Origin of the sequence: Yersinia pekkanenii (genome assembly GCF_001152565.1) — a bacterium.
GTDB lineage: Bacteria > Pseudomonadota > Gammaproteobacteria > Enterobacterales > Enterobacteriaceae > Yersinia > Yersinia pekkanenii.
Window position 1 is genome coordinate 141567 of sequence record NZ_CQAZ01000002.1, and the last position, 16845, is coordinate 158411.

Here is a 16845-nt window from a genome sequence, read left to right on the forward strand (position 1 = left end):
ACTGCTGACAAACCCCGATGACTCGATGTTAGGCGGTGAGGATAGGCAGAAGAGTTAAGCTGTTAACCGGCTTAAACGACAGGGCGGGCGACCACATTACGGGTTTCCATGCGAACTTCAGCAATGCGCACCTCGATTTTGTCACTCTGACTGTAAACCGTTTCACCTTTGATCTGCACGGTACCGGTTTCCTGGCTGCAGACCATTTCATCACGTACCGCATGAATAAACGGCGCTGGGATAAAGGCCACTGCGCCGTTATCCAGTAAGCGCACCCGCAGACCACCACGGGTGACATCAATAATTTCTGCCGCGAAGCGGGTATCAGTGCCAGCCTGAGGCTGTAGATAACGGGCGTACAGCCAGTCACCGACACCGCGTTCAGCCATCCTATTTAGACGGCGGCGTTCAGCCAATTGCACGGTGATCTCATCTTGTGGTTTTTCCGCTGGCTGGCCGGTAATAATGGCTTTGAGCAGGCGGTGATTGACCATATCGCCGTATTTACGAATAGGCGAGGTCCAGGTGGCGTAAGCCTCAAGCCCCAAACCGAAGTGCGGGCCAGGGACGGTGCTGATTTCCGCAAATGTTTGGAAACGGCGGATACGGCTGTCAAGGAACTGGGTTGGTAACGCATCGAGATGGCGGCGCAACTCACAAAAGCCTGGTAAGGTCAGCAGGGCTTGTGGGTCAGCCTTGACACCATTGGCTTGCAACACCGTCGCGGCCTGTTCAACCAGCGCGGGGTCAAAACCGGTATGCACGTTATATATACCAAAGCCCAGATTATCACGCAGCGCAATGGCGGCGCAGACGTTGGCGGCAATCATGCACTCTTCAACAATACGATTAGCAATGCGGCGGTGCTCGACGATGATATCCAGCACTTCGCCTTTATCACCCAGCAGGAAGCGATAGTCTGGCCGGTCTTTAAACACCAGAGCATGCTCTTGACGCCAGTTGCTACGGGCTTCACAAACGCGTTTGAGTAAGGTGATTTGCTGCGCGATATTGGCGTTTTGTGGCTGCCAGTCACCGTTACCTTCCAGCCAGTCAGAAACCTCGTCATAAACCAGTTTGGCTTTCGACTCAACCCAGGCAGCAGAGAAGCGAATATCGTCACCCAATGCACCATCAGCGGCGATAGTGACACGGCATATCAGCACCGGACGGCGTTCATTGGGCCGTAATGAGCAGAGATTATCGGACAAATCCCTCGGTAGCATCGGAATGTTAAAGCCCGGCAGATAGTTGGTAAAAGCGCGCTTGCGGGCGATTAAATCCAATTCACTGTTTTCATCGACATAAGCCGTGGGATCGGCAATGGCAATGGTCAGCAACAGGGAACCGTCACCTTTGTCTGCCACATACAGCGCATCATCCATATCTTCGGTGCTATTGCTGTCGATAGTGACAAAATTGAGCGCGGTCAGATCTTCACGCTGAAGGTCGGTATCATGCAAGGAAGATTCGACCATAACCGGGGCTTCACGCTCCAGATTATGGCGCGCCAATGTGACCCACCAAGGCACGAAATGATCTTCGCCATTGGTAATAAATGCAGTCAGATCAGCATTAAAAGTACGGTCGCCTTTTAATGGGTGGTGGCGCATCTCAGCCACTGCCCAGTCACCGCTCTGGAAGTTGTGCTCAAGTTCCCGAACTGGACGACATTGAATCGCATCACGGAGCAACGGGTGGTCAGGTACGATAGACAAACGATCGTCTTTTCTCTGCACGCGGCCCACAAAGCGGGATAAAAACGGTTCAACCAGTGTTTCTGGCTCCACAATTTCACGATCTTTATCCGTGTGTAAGGTGGCAATAATCCGGTCGCCATGCATGACTTTCTTCATCTGTGGCGGCGGAATAAAGTAACTTTTCTGCCCATCTACCTCAAGAAAGCCAAAGCCTTTCTCAGTACCTTTAACCACGCCTTCGACGCGCGGAGTCTGAGTGTGAAGTTGCTGTTTTAGCTGCGCCAGCAGCGGGTTATCTTGAAACATATCGTCCAGTGAATGGTGTAGTTAATGGGGGGTATCCGGCTGACAGTTTTACGCGAATCAGCCCCATCGGGCAAGCGGCATATCATCTTGAAGGGCAATTCCCTGTCAAAATTATAGGCTTATTCATTGCCCATGATTTTAGCGTTATCAACTAAATAGCGGCGACGGAAAGCCCACCCAGGCCCACAATTAATGCTCTGGATAGACCTTCTCTTTATATTCACACAAATCTTCAATAATGCATGAACCACAGCGCGGCTTACGGGCAATACAGGTATAGCGGCCATGAAGAATCAACCAGTGGTGGCAATCGAGCTTAAATTCAGCCGGTACCACCTTGAGCAACGTAGCCTCAACTTGAGAGACATTGCTGCCGGGGGCAAAACCGGTACGATTACACACACGGAATATATGTGTATCTACCGCGATAGTTGGCCAACCAAAGGCAGTATTCAGCACCACATTGGCCGTTTTACGGCCTACACCGGGCAATGCCTCTAGTGCCGCGCGATCCTCTGGAACTTCGCCATTATGCTTTTCCAGCAAAATACGGCAGGTTTTAATCACATTTTCGGCTTTGGTATTAAACAGACCAATAGTTTTGATGTATGACTTCAGTTCATCAACCCCCAAGTCCAGTATGGCTTGCGGAGTATTCGCCACCGGGTAAAGTTTAGCGGTGGCTTTGTTGACACTGACATCGGTTGCCTGTGCCGAAAGCAGTACTGAAATCAGCAATTCAAAAGGCGTGGTATATACCAATTCGGTGGTTGGGTGTGGGTCGTTATCCCGCAGTCGGGTTAAAATTGCGACGCGTTTTTCTTTATTCATCAGGCTTTATCTGCCGCGATATTTTGAGATTGTGGTGCCGTAACCAGTGCACTGGCTTTACGCGCTTTCATTTTTTCGTCAATGACATATTTACCGGCCAGCAACAAGCCTAAACCAATAAAGGCACCCGGTGGCAGCATCGCTAACAGGAAGGGGCTGTCCAGATGCAATACATCGATACGCAGCACCTTGGCCCAGTTACCCAGCAACATATCTGCGCCATCGAATAAGGTCCCGTTACCGAGAATTTCACGCAGTGAACCCAGCACAAATAAGGCGCAGGTTGCCCCCAACCCCATGGCTAAGCCATCCAGTGCCGATAATCCCACCGGATTTTTTGCGGCATAAGCTTCCGCCCGGCCAATCACAATGCAGTTGGTCACAATCAATGGGATGAATATCCCTAGAGACTGATATAAACCAAAGGCATAAGCGTTAATCAGCATTTGCACGGTACTGACCACTGAAGCAATGATCATGACGTAAATAGGGATGCGAATTTCATTCGGCACCCAGCGACGTAGCGCTGATACGGCGGTGTTGGTACAAACCAACACTAATGTCGTGGCTAGACCCAAGCCTAACGCATTGGTTGCGGTCGACGAAACCGCCAGCAGCGGGCAGAGGCCCAGCAGTTGCACCAGCGCCGAGTTATTCTTCCATAACCCCTGTGCTAACAGATTTTTTGCTTCACTCATTGATTCTCTCCACAAACCGGCAAGCTAGCGAGCTTCTCTGGCAGGGTTTCTAAATACAGTGTCGTATTTTTCACCGCCCGCACCACCGCTCTTGGTGTAATGGTTGCACCGGTAAACTGATCAAAGTTCCCGCCGTCTTTTTTCACCGCCCAGCGTTTATCTTGCTCGCCATCGACATGTTGACCACTGAAATGGCTTATCCAATCAGAAATACGGATATCAATTTTATCACCGAGACCGGGGGTTTCGTGGTGTTCAATCACCCGACTGCCAAGGACGTTACCGTGGAAGTCGGCACCAACTAACAGTTGGATGGCACCAGAGTAACCATCGGGCGCGGTGGCTTCAATCGCGACAGCAACAGGTTTATTCCCCAAACGCGCTAAATACAAACGGTGAGGGGCCATATTGCCTAATGCAGCATCCGTGACAACGTAACATTCGCCTTGCATATCGTTGTCATAGCTTTCAGCCGGAACGACCTGATCCAGTAATGCTTTTTGTTGCAAGGCGGCCTGATGGGCAATGGTTGTCTCGGTCAGTGAGTTAACCACCGCCGTCAACCCGGTAGCACCTGCGGCAAATAATGCCAAAGTGATGCCGTGACGCTTCATGGTTTTTAGCATAACGGCTCCTTAGTGATTCATCGGGTCGTGTTTACCGGACTGATGGTGACCATAAACCCGTGGCTGGGTATAGTGATCAATCAGAGGAACAGTAATATTGGCTAACAGCACGGCAAAGGCCACACCATCAGGATAACCGCCGTAAACCCGGATTAACCACACTAGAATACCAATCAATGCGCCGAAAATTAGGCGGCCACGGGGGGTCGTCGAGGCACTCACCGGATCGGTGGCAATAAAGAAAGCACCCAGCATTGTGGCACCGGAAAACAGATGCAACATCGGCGAAGCAAAGCTTTGTGGAGCAATCATCCAACTGATAGCTGCACAACCGGCCAAAGCCAGCAGGAAACTGACCGGAATATGCCAGTGAATAGCCTTACGCCACAGCAGTACTAAACCGCCAGCCAGGAAACCGATATTTATCCATTGCCATCCCACTCCTGCCAGGGTTCCACCAAAGAGAGGTTGTTGCAGAATTTGCTCGGCGGGTTGTGAACGGAGAGCCGTTTTGAAGGTATCAAGTGGGGTGGCCTGGCTGACCCCATCATAACCCATTTGAAGCTGATGAATATCGGCACCGCTGTGGGTATAGCCGGTGAAAATGGCTAAAAGGCTGTCATAAAACCCGACCGGCGTACCTTGTAACGGCAGCGGTGGCAACCAACTGGTCATTTGCACCGGGAATGAAATCAGCAAGACGACATAGCCCACCATGGCTGGGTTAAACGGGTTTTGCCCTAAACCGCCATAGAGTTGCTTGGCAATGACGATAGCAAATAGGGTACCTAATACAATCATCCACCAGGGAGCCAATGGCGGCAGGCTGATCCCCAAGAGTAAGCCGGTAAGCAGGGCGGAGTTATCTTGCAACCGTATCAGGATAGGTTGTTTACGTAACTGTAAAACGGCCCCCTCGGCCAGTAGGGCGGTCGCCATTGCCAGTACCACCTGAATCAGGTTGCCATAACCAAAGTAGTAGGTTTGCGCGATGATGCCCGGAATACAGGCCAGAATCACCAACAACATGATGCTGCGGGTACTGCGTTGATTATGAGTAAAAGGGGAACTGGCTATCTGCAACCCGTTGTTCCGGGTCGGTGTTACAGGCCTGAATTTCATGAAATTGCAACCATATGTCGAATGCTTTACAGGGTTATCAAACGCAGGCATCGCGCAGACAAGCTAATACTTGCAGACGTCGATACACTCAGCCGTCAAGGGAGTCATATTTGTGCCGCATTCTACCCTATTCAGACAAAGTGTAATACGCCTTAATTATAGGGTTATTATTCACGATACGGTGAAATATTAAGTCAACATCAGTCTCTAAATAGAGAGGGCGGATTTAAAAATTAACTTGCTATTTATATCATGATAGTAACAAACATATAACGAGAAGTGCCCTTTGATCGATGAGGGTAATTAGACTTTAGTATTAAAGTGGGGGTTTGGACACGTTGTTTTAATAGGGTTTTTAGGGGGTAATTATTAATTAACTAGTTGTAAATTAACGAGTTGTTAACCGATAAAATTAGATCTGAGAAAAGCGTTGGCATAATGATAGATTAATGTAGTATGCATTGTAATTATATATTGAAAGAACAATAGCATGATAAATGAAGATATCTTATTTATAGAAGAATTAATTGAATGGATTGAAATTAATTTAGAAAAAAGACCGACACTGGACGATGTGGCGAAGATTTCCGGATATTCAAAATGGCATCTGCAACGGAAGTTTAAGAGCATTGTTGGTTTACAACTCGCATCTTATATACGCGGCCGGGTCCTGACCCGAGCAGCGGTTGCATTGCGCATTTCGCGGCGGCCTATAATAGCCATTTCTGATGAGTTAGGTTTCGACTCACAGCAGACCTTTACCCGTACATTTAAGAAGCGTTTTGGTACCACACCCAATAGTTTTCGCCAAATGGCGCGCTGGGATGTGCAAGGAATGATCCCCCGTTTTGCTTTCTGCGAGAATTACACACCAGAAATCAAGCGGATATCCTTACCAGAGAAAGAATTGGTTGGCTTTACGCGGCGGTTAGATTTTGATGAACATAACCATTGCAGTGGTCAGCATTCATCCTGCATCGCGATGAAAGATGAAATTCTTCTCGATTTCTTTAAGGAAGTTAATTTCTCTTGCCAACGGGTGTACTCGCTGTTTTCTGCCAAAGAGTGTCAACAGGGGCAAAGCAGTGTGTACTATTCGACTGCTATTGATAAAGAGAAACGGCATGAGATCCAGGGCCAGCGTGAGGTAGACCATATCTCTGTTCCGGCGGGAGAGTTTTTATCTATATCCCATAAGGGAAGTGCCAAAGAGTGCGTGAAATTCTCAATTTATCTGTTTAATGAAGTGTTGCCTAAACTGCGTGAAAAATTTGGCGGCGGTGTTGAAATGGAAGTTATCGAGATCGACAGTTGCCATGCTGAATCGAAAATGCGTGATATTTCTGCTGTTTACAGTTATTTGATGTCAGTGGCTCACTAACGTTTAGCCATCTCAATCCGGGTTAACCGTTTGAGCGGCTTTTTTGGCTTTCACTCTGGCAATGGCGGCTGCCACAGCGGCTTGGCGCGGATCAACGGAGTCTATTGATTCATCGGTGGTTAGGATTATCGCTTTCTCTGCTTGCCGTGCTCTGACTTGTGCTTTACGCGCCTCACGAGCGGCAATAACTGCACTATTGTCTGGCGTTTGTCCTGCGGTCACCGTGATAACGGCAGCGCTATTACTCGCATCGCTACTGTCAGCATCACGACTGCCCGCCCTACGGGCTAAACGGCTAACGGCCGCTTCGACCGTTTGCTGGTCAGCATCGGTCAGCTTAACCGCAGCTTGCTTATGGCGTAGTTCACGCGCTTGTTTCTCGCGCTCAAGGCGAGCCTGTTTGGCCTCAAAACGCGCTTTAGCTTCAGCGGCGCGGGCGCTGTCCTGATCGAGGGCGCGTATTTCGGCTTTTTCCTGGCGGTAATACTGCACCAGCGGGATATTACTTGGGCAAACATAAGCGCAGGCCCCGCATTCAATACAATCAAATAAGTTATGATTGCGCGCCTTTTCATGTTCTTCGCCACGGCTAAACCAATAAAGTTGCTGAGGCAGTAAACCGGCCGGACAAGCATCGACGCATAAACCACAGCGGATGCAGGATTGCTCTGGTTCTGATAACCCCATTTCAGCTTCTGCTGGCGCTAAAATACAGTTACTGATTTTAACGATGGGTACATCTAAACTGGGCAGAGTAAAGCCCATTAGCGGGCCACCCATAATCACTATCGGCTGGCTTTGCGGCTGAAACCCAGCCAGTTTCAACAAATGCAATACTGGCGTGCCGATCCTGGCCCAGAAATTGCCAGGATTTGATAATGCGTCGCCAGTTAATGTCACAACCCGCTCGATTAATGGCTCATCGTCGATAACCGCCCGCTTGATGGCAACCACCGTACCGACGTTTTGCATCAATACCCCAATGGAGGAAGAGTGCTTACCGAATGGCACTTCTCTGCCAGTCAGAATTTTGGTGAGTTGTTTGGCACCACCGGAGGGATACTTGGTTGGTACCACCCGTAGCTGGATTTCATCATGGCCGCGCAGTGCTTGCTGCAAAGCTGCAATGGCTTCCGGCTTATTATCCTCAATGCCAATCAACACCTGCTGAGGTTGCAGCAAGTGCCTTAAAATATGAATGCCGGTAACGACTTCGTCGGCATGCTCTTGCATTAACCGGTCATCGGCCGTGATATAAGGTTCACATTCAGCGGCGTTGATAATCAGTGTGGTAATGCCCTGCAAACCGCCTTGTAATTTAGTGGCGGTCGGGAAACCCGCGCCCCCTAAACCGGCGATCCCCGCCTGATGAATGCGATCCAACAGGGCGATATTGTCCTGCTGTAAGTAGTCGGCCCACGGCTGTTGCTCACGCCACCGGTCTTCACCATCTGGGGTGATATAGACACACTGTTCGGCCAGGCCAGAAGGGTGGGCTGTGGTATGAGGTGCAATCGCTGTGATCGTCCCGGACGTTGGTGCATGTATCGGCACGGTGCGACCATGGCCAATGGTCAATAGTTGCCCCTTTAATACCTGCTCTCCGACTTTGACGCACAGTTCACCTTCCGGCCCGAGATGCTGTTGCAATGGCACTATCATTTGGCTCGGTAAAGAAGCGATACGCATCGGCACGGTACTTGATTGCAACTTCATTTCCGGCGGATGAATGCCACCGTCGAAATCCCAAATATTGTCGTGTTGACGGCGGGTAAACAGCTTAAACATGTTGCTCCACATCTATCATTTTCACCGGGATCATCTGCGAGACAGCTAACTGGGTGGGAAGGTTTTTGACCGGAATGGTGCTGAGGTCCCACTTCCAGTTAGCGGTGGTGGTCGCCACCGGGATCATTTCAATGCAGTCTGTCGGGCAAGGAGATACGCAAAGATCACAGCCGGTACAGAGATCGGGCAATACGGTATGCATTGCGCGGGTGGCGCCAACGATGGCATCGACCGGGCAGGCCTGAATACACTTAGTGCAACCAATGCAGTTTGCTTCATCAATAAAAGCCACTTTACGCTGTGGATGGGCAACAGCTTCATCACCCTCTAACGGCTGTGGTTCGACTGCCAACAACTCAGCCAACTTGAGCATCACTTGTTCACCACCGGGTGCACACTTGTTGATGTTCTCACCGCCAGAAGAGACCGCCTCTGCATAGGGACGACAGCCGGGATAGCCACACTGACCGCACTGGCTCTGTGGCAAGATGGCATCCACTTGCTCAACCACGGGATCGGTCTCGACCTGAAAACGACGGGCAGCAAAACCCAGCACAACACCAGAGACCAGCGCCAATGTACTTAATGCACCTATGGCAATCCATAACGACATCATTAGAACTTCACCAATCCGGTAAAGCCCATAAAGGCCAGTGACATCAACCCGGCGGTAATCAGGGCGATGGAGGAGCCACGAAAGGGCGCAGGCACGTCGGCCACGGCCAGCCGTTCACGGATAGCCGCGAATAGCACCATTACCAATGAGAAACCGGCAGCGGCACTGAAGCCATAGACCGCCGATTGCATGAAATTATGAGATTGATTGACATTAAGCAAAGCCACACCTAACACCGCACAGTTAGTGGTGATCAGTGGTAGAAATATCCCCAGCAAGCGATAAAGCGCCGGACTGGTTTTGCGTACTACCAATTCAGTAAATTGCACCACGACGGCAATAACTAAAATAAATGCGAGCGTCCGCAGATACACTAACCCCAGTGGCAGTAAGATAAAGCTGTTTACCATCCAGGCACAAACAGAGGCCAGTGTCAGTACAAAGGTCGTTGCCAGCCCCATACCAATAGCGGTCTCCAGTTTTTTGGAGACCCCCATAAACGGGCACAGGCCAAGAAATTTGACCAGCACAAAGTTGTTTACCAAAACAGTACCGACAAACAGGAGCAAGTATTCAGTCATTGCGGAACCTAAAAAAATAAAAGCCGCCTATTATCCAAAATTGGCGGCCTGACGACAACAGATGAAGTGCAAGGTTATTGCTATTTTCCCACTATTTTAGGGGGAAAAGGTGCGCAATTCCCTTAAAGCTCAGTAAAAGTTTGTTTCACTCGCTGAGAACGCTTGATGTAAGGCACAAACACAGCGGCGGCTAGCAGAGGCCATCCCAGCGTCCGTAACGCGATATCATCGCTGATCGGTGAGAAAGCAAAGGCTTTTAACGCCAGTAACACGGTTAACAGCAACCAGAGAATAAACCATTTCGGGAAGCGGCATGAGCGGCTACAAAATAGCCAGATAACCCATAAGGTATAAAGCCACATTACGACTGTGGTGACTACGGAGAAATACCATTGCAGGGTAAATGCCTGTGAATTGGTCAGCAGATATTCTCTGGATTCTGGGTTGAAGATTGCCATGGCATAGAGGATAAGCATCAGGCTGGCGCTGAGTAGCGTCACAATCAGATAAGCCAGTGGAGCCAAAAGCCAGCCCCCAATACGTTGATATTCCTGCGGTTGAGACATAGTAGACCTTTTCATCAATTAATAAAAAGTGATAACCCACTAACGGTTAACACTTCTCTGTATGGTTCTAGCTTAACCCGCAAATGTGTCCTTCGTCATCTATATCAATATGATAATACCCCGGCAGGGTGCCAAGACCCGGCAGGGTCATAATGTTACCGGCACTGATACGGACAAACCCAGCCCCTGCCGACACGGCGCAGGCAGTCACGGGCAAAACAAAATCATGTGGCACATTCTTCAGACAGGCATCTGCACTGATAGACAGGGGGGTTTTGGCAATACACAACGGCAAATGACCAAAGCCTGCTGCGGTTATCTGGTCGAGTTGCTGGCGTGCCTGAGGGGTAAATGTCACTTCACGGGCACCATAGCGCTGAGCCATAACATCCAGCTTTTGCGCCAGTGAGGCACTGTCAGGGTAAGGTAATAGAGGTTTATCAGCATGATCACAGGCATTAATAACCTGTTGGGCCAGGGTAGCCGCTCCGGCCCCTCCTTCAACGAAGGCGTCACTGATTTCACAGGCCAATGCACCCGCAGAAGGCATTGTCGGTGTCATGTTGAAAAAATATCCTGTTATCAGTCACGGTCATTGGCAATAAATCCCCGCAAAATTATCACATAAAACGGCAAATAATTGACGATACAAATCAATAAATGTGAAGTGACCCATTGCAGGTCGGACGATGGTTTTTAATGTCTTTCGTTTAACACTGAACTATTAGTCTATAAATTAAACATTATATTTTTTTAAATATTCATTTGATGCCATTTTTAGCATCACAAAGAAGTTTTGAGATATTAAATATTATAAAACCTTATTTTATAATATTGGTGTATAAAAGGCATTATACAATGCACCCCGTTATATTCTTTGAGTTTATAGAAAGTGATCTATTGCTTTCAGTGAAAGAATAAGTCTAATAATAGGTAATGCAATTTATGGAAAACCACGTTCATTCCTCTTTGACATGTGCTGCCCGATTGCTGCGTTTAGCGGGGCTTAATTCACCAACTGTTGCAGCGTTTGGTCAAGAAACTGCCATCGATCGTTCGACAATGGCAACATTAACCGCGTTACAGCGGTATCTGTCTCAGTTTTCACGTGCGATACCGGCGTGTTTCAAAGTGAAAAAACAGCCATTAACCAAGATTAAACCGGGGCAATTGCCACTTGCATTTCGTGATATGCAAGGCAAATTTATCTTATTGGCGCGACTTAATGAAAAACAAGCATTGTTACAGTACGCGGATAGTAACCAGCCAAAAATCATAAGTTATCAGGAGCTTGCTTCATTATGGGGTGGGGTTGTATTTTATTGCAGTCATTCACGCTTTGATATCCGCTGGTTTATTCCGGTTTTACTGCGTCATCGAAAATCATTGGGGCAGGTGCTGGTATTATCATTGTTGTTACAGTTTTTGGCATTAATATCACCTCTTTTCTTTCAGGTTATTATGGATAAAGTTTTAGTTCATAATGCCCTGACGACACTTAATCTATTAATTATAGTCCTGCTGGTGGTAGGCGTATATGAAGTTGCATTGAAATCTATGCGTGAATATATCTTCGCCCATACCACCACGCGAGTGGATATTTTATTAGGGGGTAAGCTGTTTGAGCATTTAATAAAGTTACCGATAAGCTATTTTAAACAACGTCATGTGGGGAATATTGTCGCCAGGGTGCGGGAGCTGGATAATATCCGCGAGTTCATTACAGGTTCGGCCCTGACTTTATGTGTCGATGTTGTTTTTACCCTCGTTTTATTTATTGTTATGTGGTGTATTTCACCGCTGCTGACATTAATCATCCTGGGGACACTGCCGTTTTATCTACTATTAGCTGTACTGACCACCCGACCATTGCAAAAGAAAGTGGCTCTCTTATGCGGTTGCGCGGCACAAAACGGTGCATTTCTGACTGAAACTGTTGCCGGGGTTGAAACAGTAAAAAGTCTGGCATTAGAGCCACAAATGCAACAACGCTGGGAGACGCAAACTCGCGATTATGCTCAGGCCAATTTTCAGGTGCAGAACCTGCAAAACTTCAGTAGCCAGACTGCGCAGTTGTTGCAAAAACTGGCGGGGGCACTGGTTATCGTGATTGGGGCATATCAAGTCATGTCGGTACACCTCAGTATCGGGCAACTGATCGCCTTTAACATGTTGGCAGTGCAAGCATTAATGCCGATGAGCAAATTAGTTGATTTGTGGCAACAGAGCATCCGGGCGCAGGTCGGGTTGACGTTGATATCCGATATTCTGAGTTTACCCGTCGAGCAGGCAATAGGCACCACCACAACGATCCACCCGGTTAAGGGTGATATCACTCTGCAAAATGTGGTTTTCCGTTATCGCCCGGATCTTGATCCCGTACTACAGCATTTCTCATTATCTCTGCGTGCTGGAGAGCATATTGGGCTGGTGGGGCCATCAGGTTCGGGCAAAAGTACCGTAGCCCGATTATTACAACGCCTCTATATCGCCGAACAGGGAGTAATTAATATTGATGGTCGCCCAATAAGCAGCTTCTCACCTGAATATTTACGGCGTCAGGTGGGGGTCGTGATGCAGGAAAGCTATCTATTTAACCGCACGGTGCGTGAAAATATTGCCCATTCTCGGCCAACCGCGTCACTCGGTGAGGTGGTAGATGCCGCCTGTCTGGCTGGTGCGCACTCTTTTATTCTGGCGCTGCCGCTAGGTTATGACACGGTGTTGTCTGAAGGTGGTGCATCTCTTTCCGGTGGGCAGCGTCAACGTATTGCCATCGCCCGTACACTCTTGGCTAACCCCCGCATTCTGATTTTTGATGAGGCGACCAGTGCGTTAGACGATGAATCACAAGCTGAAGTACAAAAAAATATGGCTCGTATCATTGCTAATCGTACGGTTATCACCATTGCTCATCGGCTCTCGACCGTACGCCATTGCCATCGCATCGGTGTAATAACACAAGGTCGGGTGGCTGAATTGGCCAACCATAACGAATTACTGGCGCTCAATGGCGTTTATGCCCGGCTTTGGCAGCAACAGGCTGATTTTAGTTATGAGGAATTAAAATGAGGTTAATGAAATACCTGCGGAAGTTATCGCTGCGTAACCGCCTAAAAAGTGGCTGGCGTCGTGGCACTCGCGCCGGGCGTAGCCGCGATGAGTATGATTTTCTACCGGCTTACCTGGATATCGTCGAGCGGCCGGTTGCCCCTTTGGCTCGCCGTACCGCATGGTTTCTGGCGCTGACATTACTACTGGTATTGATATGGTCGGTGGTGGGAAGGCTTGATATTCATGCTTCTGCCAATGGCAAAGTGATTGTCTCGGAACATTCGAAAGTGATCCAACCGTTAGAACCTGGTGTGGTAGCCGCCATCAATGTTCGCGATGGTGACAGTGTCGACGCCGGTCAGGTGTTAATTGAGTTAAATCCCATCGGGATCGATGCTGAAGTTGGCAATATCAACCAACAATTGATGCATCGTTTGCTCGACGCTGCGCGGATGGTTGCACTGCTGACCGAGGACCTGCCTGCGATTTTCATCCCTCCCCAAGGCAGCCCGGAAGAGGGGATCATGGCCGCGAAGGCTCTTTTGGCGAAAGAATATGACGAGGTTAATGCCGAGTTATCACGTCAGGATAGTGAGCTGGCAGTGAATCAAGCCCATATTCAGGCCGGAATGGCCAACATTGCCCATCAGAAAAAATTGATGAAAAACATTCATCAACGGCTACAGGCGCTGCGGACGTTAGCTAAATCTAAGGCGATTGCCGAAGTTGATCTATTGGTGCAAGAGCGGGAATGGCTAAATGCGGCCGCAGAAGCCAGCCGTTTACAGAATGAGCAGGCTATTTTACAGGCTAAAACGCTCAACCTGAAGCAAATTCGATTGCACTATCTGGCTGAAAAGCAACGGAGTTATCAGGAAAAATTAAACAAAGCTCATGAAGTTATTAGCCAATTGCAGCAAGAGCAGATCAAGTTGATGGAAAAACAGCGTCAGCAAACACTACGTGCACCGGTGGCTGGCGTTATACAACAATTAGCGGTGCATACTCTGGGCGGCGTTGTCACCACCGCTCAACCGCTCATGGTCTTGGTTCCGCAACATCATCAGTTGGAACTGGATATTATGATCCTGAATAAAGATGTCGGGTTTGTCCTGCCAGGTCAAGCAGTGGAAGTGAAAGTCGACAGTTTCCCTTATACCCGATTTGGTACCCTGTCCGGCGAAGTTAAACATATTTCTCGTGATGCCATGGAGGATCAACAACAAGGTTTAGTGTTTCCGGCCCGTATCCGGCTGAGCAGTGACACGCTGATTGTCGAGGGGAAGCCGGTGCGTCTATCGGCGGGTATGGCTGTCAGTGTAGAAATTAAGACGGGTCGCCGACGGGTTATCGATTATTTACTCAGCCCATTACAACAATACCAATCAGAAGCCATGAGGGAGCGTTGATATGACCAATTCAACCTCAACTCCGGTTATTCAGTCGTTAGCCGCATTAGCCCGTGCCGCTGCGTGTTTTGATTTGGCCATTGAGGCACCACAATTAGCACATCAGCTCGGATTAGCGGCCGAAAAAATAGATAATATCGCGCTATGTCGTTGCGCTGGTTGGATTGGGTTGCGCGCCAGAACAATCAGTCAACCCTTTGAGCGTTTGGGAAATCTGACGCTACCGGTTCTATTCAGTGATGGTGTTCAGTGGTATGTGTTACTGGAACTGAATGAACAAAGGGCCACGGTTTATTTTGCTGCCAATGGGCAACAGCAACAAATAAGCCAGTCGGCCCTCGCCAGTTTGTGGTGTGGTGAGGCTATCTTATTAGCGAAAGTCGAATCGCAGAAACAGAAAAAAGCCTCTTTTGGCTTTAGCTGGTTTATTCCGGTTATTACTAAATATCGTCATCAATTGCGTAACATCATTTTAGTGTCATTGCTGCTACAAGGTATTTTGCTGGTGACACCCATGCTGTTTGAAACCGTGATCGACAAAGTATTGGTCAGCCGTGGCGTCGGCAGTTTAATGGTGCTGGGGACCGCCATGATTACTCTGGCGATTGCCGAACCCTGTTACACCTCCTTACGTGCCTGGTTGTTCTCACATTTATCCAGCCGAGTGGGGGCCGAACTTAATACCCGCCTTTATCGCCATTTGTTGGGATTACCCCTGGGGTATTTTGGCTCGCAACCCACTGGGCAAACTATTGCCAAAATGCAGGAAATGGAGCAAATCCGCAGCTTTCTGACCGGATCGGCATTAACCATGCTGTTAGATCTTGTTTTTGTCGGCACCTTTATCATTGTCATGTTTTGCTACAGTCAGCTACTGACATGGATAGTCTTGTTCTCGCTGGTTTGCTATCTGTTGTTTTGGTGGGCGGTCGGGGGCGTATTACGTCAGCGGGTTGAGCGCCAATATGAGGCCAGCGCACATAACACCTCGTTTCTAACTGAAGCCATCAGTGGGTTGGAAACCATCAAAACGTCAGCCACCGAAAACCAGTTTAATCGTGGCTGGCGGCAATCCCTGGCCGGTTATGTTCGGGCGACATTTGCCTGCGCACGGATGGCAAATATTGCCGAACAAGGCATTACGCTGATCAGTAAGGTCACCTCGGCGGTGGTGCTGTGGTGTGGGGTGAAGTTGGTATTAGACGGGGCGCTTAGTCCAGGGCAATTCATCGCTTTTACCCTGTTTTCCGGTTATGTAACTCAACCTATCTTACGTCTGGCGCAGATATGGCAAGATTTTCAACATTCGCAAGTTGCCCTGAAACGTATTGGGACTATTTTGGATTGCCCGACAGAACCGGGCAGTGCCGGGCTATCATCAAATAATGAACGGACAGGGGGATTAACCTTTAAACAGGTGCGCTTTCGCTACCGGCCAGATACCGCAGAAGTATTACAAAATCTCAATCTGGATATTGCCGCTGGCGAGTTTATTGGTATTACCGGGCCTTCAGGGTGTGGCAAATCCACATTGACCAAATTATTACAGCGACTCTATATCCCGCAACATGGGCAGATCCTGGTGGGTGGGCAGGATCTGGCTATTACCGATGCCACTACTTTACGGCGTCAAATGAGTGTGGTGTTACAAGATAGCGTGTTGTTTTCAGGAACCCTGCGGGACAACATCTGCCAGTGTCGGCCTGATGCAGATGATTTTCACGTTGAGCATATTGCCCGGCAGGCGGGTGCACATGATTTTATTATGGCGCTACCTCAGGGGTATCAAACTCAGGTTGGGGAAAGAGGCAGTTTGCTGTCTGGTGGGCAGCGGCAGCGGGTTGCTTTGGCAAGGGCGCTAATGGCTGATCCTAAGATCTTGATCCTTGATGAAGCAACCAGTGCATTGGATTATGAGTCAGAGGCGGCCATCATGCGGCAGTTGCCAGAAATCATCCGTAATCGCACTGTCATTTGCATTGCACATCGTTTGAATACATTGCGTCAATGCCATCGCATTTTGGTATTAAAAGATGGGCAAGTGCTGGAGCAAGGCAGCCACGATGACCTGGTGGCACAAGCCGGTGCCTATGCGCGGTTGTGGCGGTTACAAACAGAGTAATTAAAGGGCAAATCACGTTGTTAAATAAAGCGGGTGATCACTCCC

Annotated in this window: 13 protein-coding genes and 1 pseudogene; 4 read left to right on the forward strand and 10 right to left on the reverse strand. The window is 48.9% G+C overall.

Going from position 1 to position 16845, the window contains the following annotated elements:
• Positions 1 to 71: 71 nt before the first annotated feature.
• From AEP37_RS01615 to rsxD, 5 genes are all read right to left on the reverse strand, one after another.
• Positions 72 to 2006, reverse strand: coding sequence for an exoribonuclease II (locus tag AEP37_RS01615; protein ID WP_049608826.1), 1935 nt, complete (start codon positions 2004 to 2006; stop codon positions 72 to 74).
• Between the two features lie 189 nt (positions 2007 to 2195).
• The gene (gene nth / locus AEP37_RS01620) at positions 2196 to 2837 is read right to left on the reverse strand and encodes an endonuclease III (RefSeq protein ID WP_049608829.1); all 642 of its coding nucleotides are present in this window, start codon (positions 2835 to 2837) and stop codon (positions 2196 to 2198) included.
• Positions 2837 to 3535 carry an electron transport complex subunit E gene (locus AEP37_RS01625; RefSeq protein ID WP_049608832.1) on the reverse strand — a complete coding sequence of 233 codons (699 nt, stop codon included), beginning with the start codon at positions 3533 to 3535 and terminating at the stop codon, positions 2837 to 2839. The genes nth and AEP37_RS01625 overlap by 1 nt, the downstream gene beginning before the upstream one ends.
• The gene (gene rsxG, locus AEP37_RS01630) at positions 3532 to 4161 is read right to left on the reverse strand and encodes an electron transport complex subunit RsxG (protein WP_049608835.1); all 630 of its coding nucleotides are present in this window, start codon (positions 4159 to 4161) and stop codon (positions 3532 to 3534) included. The genes AEP37_RS01625 and rsxG overlap by 4 nt, the downstream gene beginning before the upstream one ends.
• Positions 4162 to 4170: 9 nt before the next feature.
• A complete protein-coding gene (gene rsxD / locus AEP37_RS01635; protein WP_049608838.1) occupies positions 4171 to 5283 on the reverse strand; it encodes an electron transport complex subunit RsxD in 1113 nt (370 codons plus the stop codon).
• A gap of 490 nt (positions 5284 to 5773) precedes the next feature.
• Here rsxD and AEP37_RS01640 point away from each other — a divergent pair, with 490 nt between their 5' ends.
• The gene (locus tag AEP37_RS01640) at positions 5774 to 6664 is read left to right on the forward strand and encodes a helix-turn-helix domain-containing protein (protein WP_049608841.1); all 891 of its coding nucleotides are present in this window, start codon (positions 5774 to 5776) and stop codon (positions 6662 to 6664) included.
• A gap of 12 nt (positions 6665 to 6676) precedes the next feature.
• Here the strand turns inward: AEP37_RS01640 and rsxC are convergent, their stop codons facing one another.
• The 5 genes and pseudogenes from rsxC to AEP37_RS01665 all read right to left on the reverse strand — a co-directional run.
• Complete coding sequence (rsxC, locus tag AEP37_RS01645; RefSeq protein WP_049608844.1) at positions 6677 to 8452, reverse strand: electron transport complex subunit RsxC; 1776 nt, start codon at positions 8450 to 8452, stop codon at positions 6677 to 6679.
• Entirely contained in the window at positions 8445 to 9068 is a 624-nt protein-coding gene (rsxB, locus tag AEP37_RS01650; RefSeq protein ID WP_049608847.1) for an electron transport complex subunit RsxB, read from the reverse strand. The genes rsxC and rsxB overlap by 8 nt, the downstream gene beginning before the upstream one ends.
• Positions 9068 to 9649, reverse strand: a complete 582-nt coding sequence (rsxA, locus tag AEP37_RS01655) for an electron transport complex subunit RsxA (protein ID WP_013649928.1) — start codon at positions 9647 to 9649, stop codon at positions 9068 to 9070. Before rsxA ends, rsxB begins: the two co-directional genes overlap by 1 nt.
• A gap of 122 nt (positions 9650 to 9771) precedes the next feature.
• Positions 9772 to 10215 (reverse strand): DUF2569 domain-containing protein, encoded by a 444-nt coding sequence (locus AEP37_RS01660; RefSeq protein ID WP_049608850.1) that lies wholly within the window; start codon positions 10213 to 10215, stop codon positions 9772 to 9774.
• Positions 10216 to 10282: 67 nt separating this feature from the next.
• Positions 10283 to 10759: pseudogene (locus tag AEP37_RS01665) on the reverse strand (formate--tetrahydrofolate ligase); the annotation flags it as partial.
• Between the two features lie 401 nt (positions 10760 to 11160).
• Between AEP37_RS01665 and AEP37_RS01670 the strand changes: the two are divergent.
• From AEP37_RS01670 to AEP37_RS01680, 3 genes are read left to right on the forward strand one after another with little or no spacing between them, the layout of a single operon-like run.
• Positions 11161 to 13287 carry a peptidase domain-containing ABC transporter gene (locus AEP37_RS01670; protein ID WP_049608983.1) on the forward strand — a complete coding sequence of 709 codons (2127 nt, stop codon included), beginning with the start codon at positions 11161 to 11163 and terminating at the stop codon, positions 13285 to 13287.
• Positions 13284 to 14678: an HlyD family type I secretion periplasmic adaptor subunit gene (locus AEP37_RS01675; protein ID WP_049608858.1), complete on the forward strand. Its 1395-nt coding sequence runs from the start codon at positions 13284 to 13286 to the stop codon at positions 14676 to 14678. Before AEP37_RS01670 ends, AEP37_RS01675 begins: the two co-directional genes overlap by 4 nt.
• A gap of 1 nt (position 14679) precedes the next feature.
• Positions 14680 to 16800 (forward strand): type I secretion system permease/ATPase, encoded by a 2121-nt coding sequence (locus AEP37_RS01680; RefSeq protein ID WP_049608862.1) that lies wholly within the window; start codon positions 14680 to 14682, stop codon positions 16798 to 16800.
• Positions 16801 to 16845 lie beyond the last annotated feature (45 nt).